At 42.5% G+C, this 13,661-nt stretch carries 10 protein-coding genes, 3 tRNA genes and 1 pseudogene; 5 read left to right on the forward strand and 9 right to left on the reverse strand.

The window, feature by feature from the left end; translation table 11 throughout:
• The first annotated feature begins 60 nt into the window (after positions 1 to 60).
• The gene (locus F885_RS07230; protein ID WP_004804146.1) at positions 61 to 2,265 is read left to right on the forward strand and encodes a TRAP transporter large permease subunit; all 2,205 of its coding nucleotides are present in this window, start codon (positions 61 to 63) and stop codon (positions 2,263 to 2,265) included.
• Positions 2,266 to 2,348: 83 nt separating this feature from the next.
• On the opposite strand, the gene F885_RS07225 is transcribed toward F885_RS07230, so the two are convergent.
• The 3 genes from F885_RS07225 to F885_RS07215 all read right to left on the reverse strand — a co-directional run bounded on the left by F885_RS07225 (position 2,349) and on the right by F885_RS07215 (position 4,922).
• Positions 2,349 to 3,104 carry a YegJ family protein gene (locus tag F885_RS07225; RefSeq protein ID WP_005318020.1) on the reverse strand — a complete coding sequence of 252 codons (756 nt, stop codon included), beginning with the start codon at positions 3,102 to 3,104 and terminating at the stop codon, positions 2,349 to 2,351.
• A gap of 59 nt (positions 3,105 to 3,163) precedes the next feature.
• On the reverse strand, positions 3,164 to 4,051 hold the full coding sequence (locus F885_RS07220) for a DMT family transporter (RefSeq protein ID WP_005318022.1): 888 nt from the start codon (positions 4,049 to 4,051) through the stop codon (positions 3,164 to 3,166).
• 91 nt (positions 4,052 to 4,142) lie between these two features.
• Positions 4,143 to 4,922 carry an AraC family transcriptional regulator gene (locus tag F885_RS07215; protein ID WP_005318024.1) on the reverse strand — a complete coding sequence of 260 codons (780 nt, stop codon included), beginning with the start codon at positions 4,920 to 4,922 and terminating at the stop codon, positions 4,143 to 4,145.
• 117 nt (positions 4,923 to 5,039) lie between these two features.
• Here F885_RS07215 and F885_RS07210 point away from each other — a divergent pair, with 117 nt between their 5' ends.
• Positions 5,040 to 5,954 carry a DMT family transporter gene (locus tag F885_RS07210; protein ID WP_005318026.1) on the forward strand — a complete coding sequence of 305 codons (915 nt, stop codon included), beginning with the start codon at positions 5,040 to 5,042 and terminating at the stop codon, positions 5,952 to 5,954.
• A gap of 49 nt (positions 5,955 to 6,003) precedes the next feature.
• On the opposite strand, the gene F885_RS07205 is transcribed toward F885_RS07210, so the two are convergent.
• The 5 genes from F885_RS07205 to rnr all read right to left on the reverse strand — a co-directional run bounded on the left by F885_RS07205 (position 6,004) and on the right by rnr (position 11,941).
• Positions 6,004 to 6,459: a hypothetical protein gene (locus F885_RS07205; protein WP_081400777.1), complete on the reverse strand. Its 456-nt coding sequence runs from the start codon at positions 6,457 to 6,459 to the stop codon at positions 6,004 to 6,006.
• 10 nt (positions 6,460 to 6,469) lie between these two features.
• Entirely contained in the window at positions 6,470 to 6,676 is a 207-nt protein-coding gene (locus F885_RS07200; protein ID WP_004657752.1) for a YheV family putative metal-binding protein, read from the reverse strand.
• A 38-nt stretch (positions 6,677 to 6,714) separates the two neighbouring features.
• Positions 6,715 to 8,754 (reverse strand): M3 family metallopeptidase, encoded by a 2,040-nt coding sequence (locus F885_RS07195; protein ID WP_032859515.1) that lies wholly within the window; start codon positions 8,752 to 8,754, stop codon positions 6,715 to 6,717.
• A 76-nt stretch (positions 8,755 to 8,830) separates the two neighbouring features.
• Entirely contained in the window at positions 8,831 to 9,418 is a 588-nt protein-coding gene (locus F885_RS07190) for a hypothetical protein (protein ID WP_004804153.1), read from the reverse strand.
• Positions 9,419 to 9,505: 87 nt separating this feature from the next.
• A complete protein-coding gene (gene rnr / locus F885_RS07185; protein ID WP_005201167.1) occupies positions 9,506 to 11,941 on the reverse strand; it encodes a ribonuclease R in 2,436 nt (811 codons plus the stop codon).
• A 260-nt stretch (positions 11,942 to 12,201) separates the two neighbouring features.
• On the opposite strand from rnr, the gene F885_RS07180 reads away from it, so the two are divergent.
• The 3 genes from F885_RS07180 to F885_RS07170 all read left to right on the forward strand — a co-directional run bounded on the left by F885_RS07180 (position 12,202) and on the right by F885_RS07170 (position 12,502).
• Positions 12,202 to 12,291 (forward strand) — tRNA-Ser (locus tag F885_RS07180).
• A gap of 11 nt (positions 12,292 to 12,302) precedes the next feature.
• Positions 12,303 to 12,379 (forward strand) — tRNA-Arg (locus F885_RS07175).
• A gap of 46 nt (positions 12,380 to 12,425) precedes the next feature.
• Positions 12,426 to 12,502: transfer RNA gene (locus tag F885_RS07170), tRNA-Arg, on the forward strand.
• 119 nt (positions 12,503 to 12,621) lie between these two features.
• Here F885_RS07170 and F885_RS21110 read toward each other — a convergent pair.
• Positions 12,622 to 13,661, reverse strand: a pseudogene (locus F885_RS21110) (beta strand repeat-containing protein); the annotation flags it as partial.

A 13,661-nucleotide genomic window follows, 5' to 3' on the forward strand; every position in this document is an offset into this window, starting at 1 on the left:
AGGACAGCGCATGATTCAACATCTTTGGATGGATGTTGATAACAATAAATTGGAATAGACATGCAAAATGATCAAGAGAATAAGACTGGATTAGCCCGATTAGGCTATATCTGGAATGATTGGATATCAACCTTCATTATTCTTGCTTTGTTGCTAATGACGTTGCTTATTGGTACAGGCGAAATGATTCACGGTCAGATGCTTCGTATGGGGGAGCGTCTTTACGGTGATCAAACAACAGGGATGCAATATTCGTTTTTACGTGCGGAACCTGAAAAACCATCTTGTGATCGACATCCAAACATTGATGCACAAGTTCAAGAGCAGATGAAAGTCAATGCTGCCGATGAATTTGCAAGTATGTTTGGTGCGGCTTCTGAAGCTGATGTTCGTGCGTCTTTATTGGCCGCACAGCAGCAGTGTGAAGAAAAATACCAATTCTATGATAAAGCAATGAAGCACTTGGAAGCGCATCCAAGTATTCGTACTTATCGTAAAGTTGAAACCACTTTCTTCGGGATCTTTAAATTAGGTTCTGAAAACCAAACTGTTATTTTATTAATCATGGTGTTGTTTGCTTCAATTACAGCATCTTTGCGTTATCACCACATTGGTTTACGTGCACCAAAAACTAGAATCGACTTCCGTGTCTATTCGGCATTGATGGTTGCGGGTAATGCTTTACTCAGTTATTCGGTAATTAGCCAATACCATTCAGTATTGAACTCTGGGGTTGAGGTTGCGGGTAAAACGGCAGTTTTGTATTGGTTGTGGATTGCACTATTTGTGTCACTGACCATTATCAGTATTTTCCAATTCATCTTTATTCCAAAAACAGCACAACCGAAGGGTAACTTTGGTTTAGCGCTACTGAGTGTTCCTCTGTATGCGTTTATGTCTTTGGTGACAGGAATTGTATTTACCTTCTTCATGGATTATCCAATGGGGCAAGGGATTTACTTGGGTATCTTGGTTGAGTTCTCTGGTATTTTCTTAAATCTGGCCTTGTTCATTTGGGCAGGTATGTTACTGACCCAAACACGTGTGATGGATTTATTCTTAAATATCTTACGTCCGTGGAACTTGGCGCCAGAAACCTTAACTTGGTTAATCTTGATTGCAGCAGCGATTCCAACAGCATACACAGGTGCTTCGGGTATTTTCGTTATTGCAGCGGGTGCAATCATCTATAAAGAAGTCTGGAACTCGGGTGCTCGTCGTCAATATGCCTTAGCTGTATCGGCAATGTCGGGTTCTTTAGGTGTGGTGATTCGTCCATGTCTATTGGTTATCTTGATCTCGATGCTCGACAGCCGTCATGTGACATCGACTGAATTATTTGATCACGGTATCTATGTCTTCTGGTTAACAGCCTTCATATTCTTGGGTGTTTCTCTGATTCTTGCAGAGGAAAAGTTCCGTGTGAACTCACCTAAAATCGCTGTGCCAGGGATGTTACGTGCATGTGTGCCTGTGATCCCATATATCATCATTGGTTTTGCTGTGGTGATGTTCTATAAGCTTGCTTTAGATACGTCAATCAATGAATTTACTGCGCCAATGATTTTGCCGTTGGTGTTGATTGCAATGATCTTGTTTGACAAGTTATTTGCCTCAAAACTTGCACCTGCACCAGTGGTGGATGCGAAGCATGAAGCATTGGTTCGTGAGCATGAGAAAAAATCTGAGTTCTTGAAATCACATGATCCACACAGTAGTAAGAGCTTTGGTTTTGGTGGAGCATTACGTTTTGCAACCTCAGAAACAGTTGGGCATATCGGTGCATTAATTCTATTAATGGCATTGTCTGCAAGTGTCGGTGGCTTAATCGAACGTGCAGAAGTGGTTGAGTTATTGCCAGCGCACTTGGGCAATATCTATATTTCACTTGCCTTTATTGCGTTGTTACTTGCGATTATTGGGATGACAACAGATCCATTCGGTGCGGTGATCTTAGTTGCTGCAACGGTTGCACCTGTTGCTTACGAGAATGGTATCCATCCGATTCACTTCTGGATGATCGTATTGGTGGCATTCGAATTGGGTTATGTAACACCGCCTGTTGCCTTGAACCACTTGCTGACGCGACTCTCCGTCGGGGATGAAGAGGTCTCGGCCGCCGATAAGGAAGCGAAAGAGAAATACACCAGTTTCTACTTCCGCTATGAGCGTTGGTTGTTGCCGATTATCGTCTTGTTCTCATCGTTGGTGTTGGTGACCTATGCACCGTATATCTTCCAGATGTTTGGTTGGTATAAGCACTAATTATTGAAACCAAAAAAAAGCAGCTTAGGCTGCTTTTTTTTATTTCTGTATATTAAACAGCAGTTGTTATATGGAGATGCAAGCTATTCTAATACGTGTGTAATATTTTCCCATCCCATTTTATGCGCGAGGTCTAAGGCGGTCATAGATTGGTTATTTAGAGTTGATGTATCTAGTTTCAGTTCGAGTAATGCTTGAATGAATAAGAAATTACCCGCAATGGCTTCGCGGTGTAATAGTTGATTACCGCATTCATCTTTTTCATGAAGTACGGTTGGGTTGCTTTGGATAAAGTTTAAGAAACTATCCAACATTTTCCCACACATGGGGTGTTCAATTAAGTTCTCTGGGTGTGCCTCTTGATCATAGACATATAAGATTTTATTGGGATCGCCAAAATTTATTCCCCAAGCCTCATCATATTCTTTTCGCTCAGCATCATTTAATTGCTTACGATATTCTTGAATTGTAAAGCCTCCATAGACTTGATCTTGAGTGAGAAACATCCAATCCACGATAGCTTCAAAGGGCCGTGCTACATTTTCACCTGCTTGTACATTATTGATCTCGTTTGGTTGATTCATCAACTGACCCGAAATAGTCGTTCCATCAAAATCAATTTGGTCGATCCACATATACTCAACTCGGGGTGAGTCGGGCGAATCAATCTGTTCTTGTGTAAAGGCACATTTAACATAAGCAAGATCAAAAGCAGGAACAATTCTGCGATATTCCCAATACAGCTCCCGCCAAAAGTATTTAAAGGTCTGTTGAGCTCTTTCGAAGGCTAAGATCATTGCAGGGGATTCATTTGCAAAAATAGTATTTGTTATGTTCATCGATTTGAATTGTCCGCATTGCGATTGTTATGAGTTTATCGAAAAGAGTGAACGTATTCTTAACCTTTGAAGCGCCATTTCTTATCTCTTTGTGTCAGAGGACTACATAATAAAATTGCTGAGAGAATAATGCCAAAACCAATCACACTGTATAAATCAGGTACTTCATTCCACAGTAAAAAGCCCCAAAGTCCTGCAAAAATAATTGCGATATAGTTGACGGGTGCAATCTGCCCAGCAGGGGCAAGACGATAAGCATGAGACATAAAAATCTGGCTGACATTGGCCAGTACACCTGCACCGATCAAAAACAATAATTCCTGTAAATGATAAGGTCGCCATACCCAAAACATCGGAATCACGGAAAGCAATGAACCAATAAAACAGAAATAGAACACGATCCGTTCAGGTGGCTCGGTTTGAGTCAGTGCACGCACGGTGACAAAGGCCATCGATGCCAATAAACTCGAACTGATGCCAACGATTGAAATCCAGTTCAATAAACCTTGATCAGGCTTAGCCACACAGAACACTCCAATAAAGCCAAGACCCGCAGCACAGAGCATTGCAGTGGTGATTTTTTCTTTGAGAAATAACCATGCAATCAGAGGAATAAAAATCGGAGAGGAGTAGGTAAAGACCATTGCATTGGAAAGTTTTAAATGCGCAATGGCATAGAAAAAACCATACATGGCAGCAAGCCCAACAACACTACGCCAGGTATGCATCCATAGTTTTTCTGTTTTTACAAAGCGAGTTCCTTGCTTGAAGATAAAAGGTAAAAACAGGATCAGGCCCACTACATTGCGGAAAAACACAATGGTGTAGTTATCGACTGTATGTGAAGCATAACGGATACAAATCCCCATCACAGAAAAAAGCAGCGCAGAAAGAGTAAGGCAACCAATCGCCATCATCAGGTTGCGATTGGTGGGTTGAGCATCCATAGCGATTCGGGTATTGGGAGATTGCGCTTATTTTATGCTGCTGTGAGGATGAAAGGAATGAGATTCTTCACTCAATCTATGCTCGGGACACTCAACTGAGTGTGTCAGAGAATTGTTTAAGATAATCACTCGGTGTCATGCTGGTTTCACGTTTAAACATGGCACTAAAGGCACTGGGGCTGTCATAGCCCAAGTCTAAGGCCACATTTAAAACCGGTTTGTTCAGGGCCAAATCAATCATGGCCTGCATCAGTTTGGCTTGACGAACCCAATGGGAAAAATGCAGTCCAGTCTCTTTTTGAAAATGTCGCGCTAACGTTTTACTGCTGATATGCAGTTGTTCAGCTGTATCTTCCAGATTCCAGTTGAAACTAAGATTGTCTTTGATTTGCTGACAGAGCTGTTGCAGGCGTGGGTTTTGAGGGTCTGGCAAATTAAAGGCAAGGGCAGGTAATACCCGAACTTCGTCTAAGATCAATTGCAGTAGTCTTTCATCGCGACTTTCAGGCTGGATGGCTGTTTTGATCTGCATTGCGCTACTCATCAGCTCCCGTAGTAAAGCAGGAATGGCAACAACACGACATTCGGAGCTCAGATGGGGTTGTGCTGAGGTTTCTATAAAAATCCCTCGGGCTTTGACATCACCGCTACTGAGTAAGGCATGCGGTTTATGTGCAGGAATCCACACGCCACGTCCAGGTGGGGTAATCCAGATGCCTTCGTGGGTTTGTACTCGAATCACGCCTGATAGGGTATGAATCAACTGGATTCGATCATGGCTATGCCAGTCCTCAATATGGCCATGGGGGTAGTTTTCTGAAAATGCATAGACTGGATAATCTACAAATCCATGTTCAAAGTTTTTCCCCATGTGTGCAATGTCCAAAAATAAGTTGTCTATTTCTCGATAGTAGTCGTCTTATTGTCGAGAAACAATAAATTGATTATTTTTTAGCATGATCGATACCGCAATGTAGAGGTCTAGCCTATGTTTCAGAAAGCTTATTTTTATCCCTTATTCGCGATTTTATTTTGGGCGGGCAATGTGGTGGTGTCTAAAATGGCCAGTCATGCCATTTCGCCTGTCGCGATTACGTTTTATCGTCTGGTGTTGGCACTCGCCGTGATGAGTACCTTTGTGCTGATTCCAGTCTGGAACAATCGACACACCATCAAACAGTATTGGAAACAGTTGGCATTGGGAGGTTTTCTGTCCGTGTCTCTATTCCAGTTCTTGTCTTATCAGGCAGCATCCACCACCACAGCCACCAATATGGCGATTGTCACCGCCTTGATTCCTTTACTCACCATGATTTTAAGTAGTGCGATGCTGAAAGACCGGCTGAGCTATGGCATGTTGTTTGGAGGCGCTTTATCTTTTTATGGCATCTTGTATTTGCTGAGCCATGGTTCAATTACCGATATCTGGAAGCAAGGCGTACATTTGGGTGATGGTTTGATGCTCATTGCGGCAGCAGGCTATGCCTTATATGGTGTGTTACTGAAACGTTGGAAAATGCCAATCCCTGCCTGGCAATCGAATTTTGTGCAATCCAGTTTTGCGATTGTTTATGTCTTGCCATTTTTTATATTTTTGCCCGCTTCGCAGATGCAACTGAACCAACAGACCATTCCACTGATTGTCTACGCCAGTATTTTCTCCTCAGTATTGTTGTCGTATTTATGGATAGAGGGGGTGAGACATTTAGGACCGAATCGAAATAGTATTTTTATGAATCTATTGCCCTTATTTACGGCATTGATTGCGGTGGCTTTGCTGGGAGAACATTTACAGATGTTCCATTATATTGGCGGTGGTTTAACCTTGCTGGGGATTTTGATTGCTCAAACCCTTCAGAAACCAATTCAACTAAGATCAGCGTCCAAACAGGTTCTGGATTAAAGATGCTGGCAATAAAAAAGCTTTAACCGAGGTTAAAGCTTTTTAAAGTTTAAGAATGATTTTGAGCTGCAATCTGGGCTTCTAAAAGTTTGATTTGATCTTCTTTGAGCTTGAGCAAAGTATCCACATCGCTATTCTGCTGTTTCAAATCATGTTGCTGGTCTTGAAGTTGTTGATGAATATCATCCAGTTTGGCAATTTCTTCTTTTGCCAAACTGTCATTTACAGGGAGTGGCGCTTTTACAATCGATTCTTCAACCAATTGGATCGGTGCAGCGACATCACTGCTCGCCGTTGTTACTTCATCAACGGTTGCCGTTGCTTCAGTTGCTACTGGGGCAACGGTTTTTTCAGCCACAGGCTGAGTCGGTGCGGATGTTGTGGCTTGCTGATCTTTTTGAGCTAAGAACCATTGGACCGCAAGGAACAGCACCACGACAATACTAATTCCACCAATTATCATCCATAATAATTTGGAATTTTCTGTTTGGTATGTGGACATCACTTTTAACCTTCTAGTCAAAATGACGAGGTTTGAATTGTATCACCCCAATTTCATCTGGCTCAGCGGGTTGCGCTTGTTCCACATGGGTTGGGCGTTTTTCACTATAAGCACATTCGATACATTCAATCCACTCGTCATCCACAGTGATGATCTTAACGACACGATCTAAGGCCCCGCATTTCGGGCATTTTGCGCCCGCGATGAACTGTCTTTTCATGTCAGTTAATTACACCCTGTGAACAATAATGACGTAGTTTAAGCGGTTTTATCGGTGTTCGTCCAACCTTGATGACGTAATAATGCATCTATTTTTGGTTCTCTTTTTCGGAAATTGCGAAACGCATCAAGCGCCGTATCTTTTCCGCCAACTGCTAGAATAAACTTTCTAAACTCTTTTCCAGTCTCGGTATTAAAAATACCTTCGCTTTCGAAACGATCAAATGCATCACTGGCTAAAACTTCTGCCCATTTATACGAGTAGTAACCAGCAGCATAACCGCCTGCAAAAATGTGGCTGAAGCTGTGTTGGAAACGGTTATAAGCTACAGCGGGAACCACGGCAAATTTATCGCGAATATCGTCCAGTGTAGCTTGGATTTGCTGACTGTTTAAGGCTGGTGCTTGGCGGTGAATGCTCAGGTCAAACAATGCAAATTCAATCTGACGCAAGGTTTGCATGCCTGATTGGAAGAAACGAGCATTCAACAATGCAGATAGCAATTCTTGCGGTAATGTTTGTTTGGTTTCAGTGTGCTCGCTGAGTACATCTAAACTTTCATTGTCCCACGCCCAGAATTCCATAAATTGACTTGGTAACTCTACTGCATCCCACGCCACACCATGAGTACCTGCAACCGAGATGTTATCTACTTCTGTGAGCATATGATGTAAGCCATGACCAAACTCATGGAATAACGTAATCACTTCATCATGGGTCAGCAGCGCAGGTTGATTGCCAATTGGTGGGGTGAAGTTACATACCATATAGCAAATTGGTTTTTGCAGGCCATTGGCTGTTTGAACACGAGAACGGAAACCGCTCATCCATGCACCGCCGCGTTTGCCATTACGGGCATATAAATCAAAATAGAAACCACCGACTACTTGGCCTTGATCTTCAATTTCAAAATAACGCACATCATTCTGCCACACAGGAGCCTGACGTTCGATGATCTGGATCCCGTAAAGGCGTTGTACGATCTGGAATAAACCTTGAACCACTTTCGGTGCAGGGAAATACGGTTTTAGTGCTTCTTGAGAAAGATTGAACTGTTGTTGTTTCAGCTTTTCAGAATAGTAGGTTGCATCCCAAGGTTTGAGTTCCTCGATACCCTCTTGTTGTGCAATGCTTTTGAGCTCTTCAATTTCGGCGAGCGCTGGTGTACGCGCATGTTCTGCCAAATCGACTAAGAATTGATTTACTGTTTCAACATCTGGTGCCATCTTGCTTGCAAGTGAGTATTCTGCATAATTGTTGAAACCTAGCAACTGAGCCATTTCCTGACGTAAGCTCAGGATTTCTTCCATCACTGGGGTATTATCAAATTCAGTTTGGTCGGATTGTTCTGAGGCACGGGTAACGTAAGCCTTATACAGCTCTTCTCTCAACTCACGATCTTCTGCATAGGTCAAAATGGCAAAATAAGCAGGGAAGTCGAGTGTGGCAACCGCTTGCTCAAGCTCTCGTTGTTGTCCGTATTGTTTTAACAGTTCAACACTGCTTTGCGGTAAGCCTTTAAGTTGCGCTTCTGTTAGCGGCTTGAAGTAAGCTTGGGTAGCATCGAGTACATGGTTGGAGAAGTCAGAAGAAAGTTGAGATAAACGTGCTGAGATTTCGGCATAACGTTTTTTAGCTTCGCCTTCGAGTGCAACACCTGACAGTTTGAAATCACGTAAAGCCAGTTTAATCGCACTTTGTTGTGCTTCGCTCAGCGTTTGAAATACAGCACTATCATGGATCTGTTGATATGTTTGGTACAGCGGCGTATGTTGACCAAGCTGGGTATAGTACTCACTTAAACTCGGTAATAGAGCTTGATACACTTCACGGGTTTCCGCATTGTTCATCACAGCATTGAGATGCGACAAAATTCCCCATGCTTCACTCATGTTATTTTCAAGTTGATCAACTTCAGTCAATGTTGCCAGTTGGGCTTCAGAGCCCTGCGGGACTTCATTGAGTTGATTTAAGAAATTTTGACCGTTTTGAATGGTTTGTTCGATCTGTTGTTTTAAATCGGCAAGTTGAATTTGATCAAATTGAGGAACAGGAAGTGTTGCTTGCTGGAGTGTCATTGTATTTTTGCCATATTCATCTTTAAACATAGTTATAGATGTAGGGCTTCGGAGGGGAGAAATCAAGGTTGATTGATTATTTATTCGTTGGGTTTTGCGTTGCGACCTGGATTTCATCAATCGACATTACATATGTACCGAATGTGCTGTGACGGGTAGATAGCTTTAATTTGAGTTGATGATCCCTATACATTGCATATTGTTTTGATGTAATTCTGAAAATAGGGATCCCTGAATATATTGTTTGAAAAGAATAAAAATCGGTATTTTTAGAGCGTTTTTTTACTGCTTGTGCTGATATTTCTATGATTTGGGGTTTTCCTAGCGTATATGTCCAGATCATTGGAAGCGTACCGGCTAAGTTGAGCCAGAGTACGGGAATAATGAATAAAGGGAAAATAAATAAAGCATAATGTTTAGGCTGTTTTCGTACTTTCTGCCATTGTCTAGGAATCACCCATTCCTGTCTTTTTTTCAAGTAGAGAAAATAAATGAGGAGTAAGGCATAGAGAAAACATGCAATGATTAAGGCGACAATTTCTACTGTAAAGCTAGGTGAAAAATCACTCCAAAATACAGAAATAGCAGCACCGATTGTGAGAAAGAAAAAGAGAATAGAAAAGTAATGGTGGTAATAATATTTGGTGATGCGGGCGTAAGTCATTTGGATTTTATTTATATTTAAAAATAGTCTATCTATTCATTATATAACAAAAAATAAGAGAGCCGAAGCTCCCTTATCTTTTATCAATTACTCAGCCTTTGCTTTCGCATTCGACTTTTTCTTTTTCACTTTTTTCTTGGCCTTGTCTTTGCTTTCAGGCTTGGCAGACGCTTTTTTTGCAGGCTTCTTGGTATAAGAACTTGGTTTGTTCTTGTCCTTTTTCTTGCGTACAGGCTTTTCACCATCTTCACTAACTTTAGATTGAGTAGAGGGCTGTTTGCCAAATACTTCTTCAGTTGTTGAAGCACGCTTCGAGCTAGAAGGATTCGCAGTACGTGGTGCTTTTTGACGAATTACACGACCCAAATGTGTCAGCTGTTGTACCAGTTGGAAGTCAATTTTACGTTCTTCCAAGTTCACACCCGCAACTTGAATCTTCACTTCATCACCAAGGCTGAATGACTGTCCACGATTTTGACCGACTAAGCTTTGACTGGCCTGATCATAAATGAAGAAGTCATCACCTAACTGACTGACATGAATCATGCCGTCGACATAGAGGTCTTTCAGAGTCACGAATAGTCCAAACTCAGTGACTGCACTGATAACCCCGACAAACTCATCACCGATATGCTGTTGCATATAGTGGCATTTCAACCACATGGTGACGCTACGTGATGCTTCATCAGCACGACGTTCTGTCTTGGAGAAATGCTCACCCGCATCATCTAATGCTGCACCTGACAGTGGATACACTTTTTTGTCTAAATACGCTTTGATTGCACGGTGTAATAATAAGTCTGGATAACGACGAATCGGTGACGTGAAGTGGGTATAGGCTTCATATGCCAAACCATAGTGTCCTGCATTCTTCGCACCATAGTAGGCTTGCATCATCGAACGTAATAGCACCGCGTGGATACTTGGCGCATCTAAACGATCTTTGGTTGCTTCAATGACGGCTTGATAATCTGCTTGAGTTGGCTGTTCAGGGAATGGCAGACCAAGCAATTTCACAAAGTCACGCACTTTCTGAATACGTGAAAACTCTGGTGCTTCGTGCACACGATACAACATCGGAATATCATGCTCTAAAGCATATTCTGCTGCAGCAACGTTGGCCAGCAGCATACATTCTTCAATGAGTTTATGCGCATCATTACGTGTACGTGGCAAAATTTCCTTGATTCCGCCTAACTCATCAAAGGTCATGTAGGTTTCAACGGTTTCAAATTCCATTGCATGACGTTCAGCACGTAAGCCTTTTAGTGTTTGATAAAGCTGGAAGAGCGTATTAAGTGACTTATGAATGCTCTTATCTTCAGGGATCGCATTGGTTGCCCCCTCAAAATATTGTCCTACTTGGGTATAAGTCAGACGAGCTTTGGAATGCATCACCGCAGGGTAGAACTCATATCCTGTGACTTTACCTGCACGAGAAAGTTTTAAATCACAGACCATACACAGACGATCAACATGTGGATTTAAAGAACATAAGCCATTTGATAGCGCTTCTGGCAGCATAGGCAATACAAAGTGCGGGAAATAAACCGATGTACCACGTTCTTCTGCTTCTTCATTTAATGGAGAGTCTAAACGTACATAATGGCTAACATCCGCAATTGCAACGACAACACGATAACCACCACCTGCACGTTTTTCTGCAAATACGGCATCGTCAAAGTCACGTGCATCTTCACCATCAATAGTAACCAATGGTAGATCACGTAGATCAACACGCCCTTTAAGATCTTTTGCGGATGGTTCTTTAAAGCTTTCTGCTTCTTTCACCACAGCTTCTGGAAATTCGTAAGGCAGACCAAATTCTAGAATCGTTTGTGGAATGATGATTTCAGTATCTGCTTTATCCGCCATTGATTGAACGATATGGCCTGTCGCCAGTTCTTCGCGTGTTGGATAGTCATCAATTGCAACACGGAGCATATCACCAACTTTAGCATTGGCATGCTCAATCAATTCTTTTTCTAAAGTAATAGGTTGATGCTGGTTTGGATTGGCTGGTTGAATAAAGTATTCACCCTCATGTTCAGACAATTTACCAATAATTTGTTTAACGCGGTGTTGTACCACTTCGCTAATAAAGCCCCAAGGTTTACCTTTACGATCAACTGAGGTCTGACGCACTTTAACGCGGTCGCCATTAAAAACTAGGCGAAGTTCACGTTCAGGTAAAAGGATATCGTCCTGACCTGCAATATTGGCAGTACCTAGACCTTTACTATTGATATAGACCGTTGCTTCATGAGTTGGCAGATCGGTTGCAGGTTGGTATTTAAAACCATCCTTCATAAGTTGACCATCACGAACCATGGCGCTTAAACGGTGATTCAAGGCATCAATGCTTTTTTGATCGGGGATATTAAAGTGGTCAACCAGCTCTGCATGGGACTGTGCAGTTTGTAATTGTTCTAATGTAGTGAGAATAAGAGTTCGGCTAGGAATAGGATTATCGTAACGTTGCGCTTCTGCTTTTGCTTCGGGATCGGCCCAATTTTTAGTCATATCGTTTCAATTCACATCTGGCAGATCGGTTTAGCATAAGTCATTCAAACTCTAACTGCACGTCAAAGATTGCAAGATTCTGTTTATTGCTCCGATCTGAATAAAGGAGAGAACACTATATTAACAAGCGTTGAACCAAAAAATGCTGAAAAAATGTGGAAATTGGTTAAAAAACATTTGATTGAGCTTAAAAAGCAGAAAAAAACAGGAACATCCCTTGTGTAATGTGGTTTTAGTTTGTATTATTGCGCTCGTGTTACGGTGAGATGGGTGAGTGGCTGAAACCACATCCCTGCTAAGGATGCGTACGGGTAACTGTACCGAGGGTTCGAATCCCTCTCTCACCGCCACTTTACTTAAAGCGCTCATAGCTCAGCTGGATAGAGCACTTGGCTACGAACTAAGGGGTCGGGAGTTCGAATCTCTCTGAGCGCACCAAGTAAAGATTTAAAGTAACACACGCCTAAATAGGCACATAAGTAATGCGCTCATAGCTCAGCTGGATAGAGCACTTGGCTACGAACTAAGGGGTCGGGAGTTCGAATCTCTCTGAGCGCACCAACTTAATAGAAGAAACCGCTTAATTGCGGTTTTTTTGTGCCTGATTTTTTGATCGAATATGAATTAAATAATAAATATAAAAAAAGCCGCTCATATCAGCGGCTTTTTAGTTGATCTATTTAGAAGTGATTCACTGAACTGAATAGATGATCTGTAAGACTGCTGAGTGGCGATTGAAGAGATACAAGATCTGTTAAAGAACCACCATTTGGATTTGGTTCACCCACAGCGATGCCAGAAGTGACGGTTCCAGTCAATGCATCTAAAATTCCGTCTACGCTGCCATGAAGACTGTAATCTCCATTTCCAACACTGACGCTAATTAGATTATTGATGCTCTCTAATGAACCATCGCTGAATAGGGTACTGACATGATCTTGTAATGTGTCTACTGCAATGTTGCCATTGCTAATGACAGTTTGAATCGGTTGAGCAATTCCTGCGATAACGTCTCCGCTATTTGCACCATTATTAATGGTTCCAAGAATATCTGTAATCACACTTAGACCACCTTCACCACCAATACCGCCAGTAATGCCACCGATAATCCCAGAGATTGAGCCTAAAGGACCACCTTCACCACCGATACCGCCAGTGATTCCACCGATAATCCCAGAGATTGAGCCTAAAGGACCACCTTCGCCACCACCGATGCCGCCAGTAATACCACCAAGGATGTCAGAGATTGAGCCCAAAGGACCGCCTTCACCACCGCCGATACCGCCAGTAATGCCACCAAGGATGCCAGTGATTGCGCCAAGAGGGCCACCTTCACCACCACCGATTCCGCCAGTAATGCCGCCAATGATTCCTGTGATTGCACCTAAAGGACCGCCTTCACCACCGCCAATACCGCCAGTGATACCACCGATGATGCCAGTGATTGCGCCAAGAGGGCCACCTTCACCACCACCGATTCCACCAGTCACACCGCCGATGAGGCCACCAACATCAGTGAGGTCACCAGCAATATGCTGAACCAGACCAGAAGCAGTTGAACCGTTGCTAATTAATGTACCGACTACACCAGTCAGTGAACCCGCAGTACCACCAATATCAGCACTTGCTAAATCAGAAATAGCTTCCAATGTACCGTTAACGGTATCGCGAGAAGTTTCAAAGGTGAGGGTACCTAGATTAGTTAGATCGGTAACAGGAT

This window comes from Acinetobacter higginsii, assembly GCF_000369845.1.
GTDB lineage: Bacteria > Pseudomonadota > Gammaproteobacteria > Pseudomonadales > Moraxellaceae > Acinetobacter > Acinetobacter higginsii.

Excerpts from the sequence above, each read along its gene's own strand:
- F885_RS07190 (WP_004804153.1), bottom strand. The coding sequence starts at position 9,418 with ATGACTTACGCCCGCATCACCAAATATTATTACCACCATTACTTTTCT.
- F885_RS07200 (WP_004657752.1), bottom strand. The coding sequence starts at position 6,676 with ATGAAAAGACAGTTCATCGCGGGCGCAAAATGCCCGAAATGCGGGGCC.
- F885_RS07195 (WP_032859515.1), bottom strand. The coding sequence starts at position 8,754 with ATGACACTCCAGCAAGCAACACTTCCTGTTCCTCAATTTGATCAAATT.
- rnr (WP_005201167.1), bottom strand. The coding sequence starts at position 11,941 with ATGACTAAAAATTGGGCCGATCCCGAAGCAAAAGCAGAAGCGCAACGT.
- F885_RS07210 (WP_005318026.1), top strand. The coding sequence starts at position 5,040 with ATGTTTCAGAAAGCTTATTTTTATCCCTTATTCGCGATTTTATTTTGG.
- F885_RS07220 (WP_005318022.1), bottom strand. The coding sequence starts at position 4,051 with ATGGATGCTCAACCCACCAATCGCAACCTGATGATGGCGATTGGTTGC.
- F885_RS07225 (WP_005318020.1), bottom strand. The coding sequence starts at position 3,104 with ATGAACATAACAAATACTATTTTTGCAAATGAATCCCCTGCAATGATC.
- F885_RS07230 (WP_004804146.1), top strand. The coding sequence starts at position 61 with ATGCAAAATGATCAAGAGAATAAGACTGGATTAGCCCGATTAGGCTAT.
- F885_RS07215 (WP_005318024.1), bottom strand. The coding sequence starts at position 4,922 with ATGGGGAAAAACTTTGAACATGGATTTGTAGATTATCCAGTCTATGCA.